We start from the raw sequence: 2,633 nt of genomic DNA, 5'->3' as shown, positions 1-2,633 counted from the left end.
GATCTGGGCAGACGTGCTGAAGCTCGAAAGGGTTGGCCTGAACGATGGCTTCTTCGCCCTGGGTGGCCATTCGCTGTCGGCCACCCAGGTAATCGTGCGTGTTCGCGAGGCGACTGGCATCGACGCCACCTTGAAGGAGCTGTTCGAGCATCCCCTGCTGGCGGATTTCTCGCGTCGCCTCGAAGAGAAAAATCAGCAAATCGATCCGATTCAGGCAGAACTGGCTAAATCGCTGGAGGCGCTCAAACGTCTAACCACGGAGGAAATTGATGAACTGATTTCATAGGGGATACATCAGTGCAAGCGTTGCTCGACTCCGTCAAATCGTTGTCCACCAAAGAGCGTCACGCTCTGGCCATGCTCCTGAAGCGTCAGGGAATCAACTTGTACGGAGTCGCGCCGATCCCTGCGAGAGCGCCGGGGGAGGCGCTGGCGTTGTCCTACGCCCAGCAGCGGCAATGGTTTCTCTGGCAAATGGACCCCCAGGGCAGCGCATACAACATTCCGGTCGCCCTGCGTCTGAAGGGCGATCTTGACCTTCAGGCGCTGCAGGCCAGCTTCGATGCCCTGATCGCGCGACACGAAACCCTGCGTACCACCTTTCACCTCGACAACGACCAGCCGGTGCAGGTGATTCACCCCGAAGCGCCCGTCAAGCTGGTCATCGATACACTCAAGGCCGTCGATGCCGATGCCAGCGCGGCATTGAAGGCATGGGTCGAGCAGGAAGTTCAGCAGCCATTCGACCTTGAGCAGGGGCCCTTGCTGCGGGTCAAGCTGCTGCGTCTGGCGGCGGATGACCATGTACTGGTGCTGACCCTGCACCACATCGTCTCCGATGGCTGGTCGACACCGATCATGGTCGACGAGCTGGTGCGTTTCTACGAGGCCGGCAAGTCCGGGCAGGCGCTGCAATTGCCGCCGCTCCCTGTGCAGTATGCCGACTACGCGCTGTGGCAACGGCAGTTCATGGAAGCGGGTGAACGCGAGAAGCAACTGGGCTACTGGACGGCCCATCTGGGGGACGAACAGCCGGTACTGGAGTTGCCGCTGGACCGCCCGCGCGGTGCAGTGCAGAGCCATGCAGGTGCACGCCTTGACATCGCCATTGACTATGCGCTGGCAGATTCGCTGAAGCAGTTGGCCAAGCGTCAGGGCGTGACGCTGTTCACCTTGCTGCTGGCAAGCTTCCAGGCGTTGTTGCACCGCTACAGCGGGCAGAACGACATCCGCGTCGGCGTCCCGATCGCCAACCGCAATCGCAGCGAAGTCGAGGGGCTCATCGGCTTCTTCGTCAACACCCAGGTCCTCAAGGCCGAATTCGACCTGAGCACCACCTTCGACGCGCTGGTCGCGCAAGTTCACCAGGCCGGGCTCGGCGCACAGGCGCATCAGGACCTGCCGTTCGAGCAACTGGTCGAAGCCCTGCAGCCAGAGCGCAGCCTCAGCCATAGCCCGTTGTTCCAGGTGATGCACAACCACGGCAGCGAGGGCAGGGGCCAGACGCGGCGCCTGCCAGGCCTGACCCTGGAGGCGCTTGACTGGGAAATCAATACCACTCAGTTCGACCTTGCATTGAACACTGTCGAGCATGAACACGGCATTGGTGCGTTCCTGACCTACGCAACCGCGCTGTTCGACGAAGCCACCATTGCCCAGCTCGCCGGGCACTGGCAGGGCCTGTTGGCCGCCATCGTCGCCCAGCCGCAGCAGCGCATCGCCGAGCTGCCGCTGCTGAATGCCGCGCAGCAGCAACAGGTGGTCTACGACTGGAACCGCACCCACGCCGACTACCCGCTGGAGCAGTGCCTGCAGCAACTGATCGAGGCGCAAGTCGCCGCCACCCCGGACGCGCCGGCGCTGGTGTTTGCCGAACAGGCCCTGAGCTACCGTGAGCTGAACCGGCGCGCCAACCAGCTGGCGCACAAGCTGCGCGAACAGGGCGTGGGGCCGGACGTGCTGGTGGGCATTGCCGCCGAGCGCAGCGTGGACATGGTCATCGGCCTGCTGGGCATCCTCAAGGCCGGTGGCGCCTATGTGCCGCTGGACCCGGAATACCCCGCCGAGCGCCTGGCCTACATGATGCAGGACAGCGGCATCGGCCTGCTGCTGACGCAAGCCCACCTGCTGGCGCAGTTGCCGGTACCTGAGGGTGTGCAGCCACTGTTGCTCGAACCGCTGCCGGGCTACAGCGATGCCGACCCGGTGCACCACACCCGCCCGGGCAACCTGGCCTACGTGATCTACACCTCCGGCTCCACCGGCCGGCCCAAGGGCGCGGGCAACAGCCATCGCGCGCTGGTCAACCGCCTGTGCTGGATGCAACAGGCCTACGGCCTGGATGCCAGTGATACGGTGCTGCAGAAAACCCCGTTCAGTTTCGATGTCTCGGTCTGGGAGTTTTTCTGGCCGCTGCTGGCCGGCGCACGCCTGGCCGTGGCGCAACCGGGCGAGCACCGTGATCCGGAGCGCCTGGTGGAGGTGATCAGGCAGCACGCGGTGACCACGCTGCACTTTGTCCCGTCGATGCTGCAGGCGTTCATGGGCAGCGCCGAGGTCGAGCGCTGCAGCAGTCTCAAGCGCGTGGTGTGCAGCGGCGAAGCCTTGCCTGCAGAGCTGGCGCAACAGACCCT

2 protein-coding genes are annotated in these 2,633 nt (G+C 64.1%); both read left to right on the top strand.

What is annotated here, in order from left to right:
- Positions 1-286, top strand: a 286-nt coding sequence (locus A0O30_RS27555) for a phosphopantetheine-binding protein (protein WP_105948837.1), incomplete at its 5' end; no start/stop codon positions are given.
- Between the two features lie 11 nt (positions 287-297).
- A partial coding sequence (locus A0O30_RS27550; protein WP_256589832.1) for a condensation domain-containing protein occupies positions 298-2,633 on the top strand: 2,336 nt, incomplete at its 3' end.

It is taken from the genome of Pseudomonas sp. LLC-1, from assembly GCF_002992185.1.
In the GTDB taxonomy this organism is placed as follows: domain Bacteria; phylum Pseudomonadota; class Gammaproteobacteria; order Pseudomonadales; family Pseudomonadaceae; genus Aquipseudomonas; species Aquipseudomonas monteilii.
This window is presented reverse-complemented; position numbering and strand designations above follow the sequence as displayed.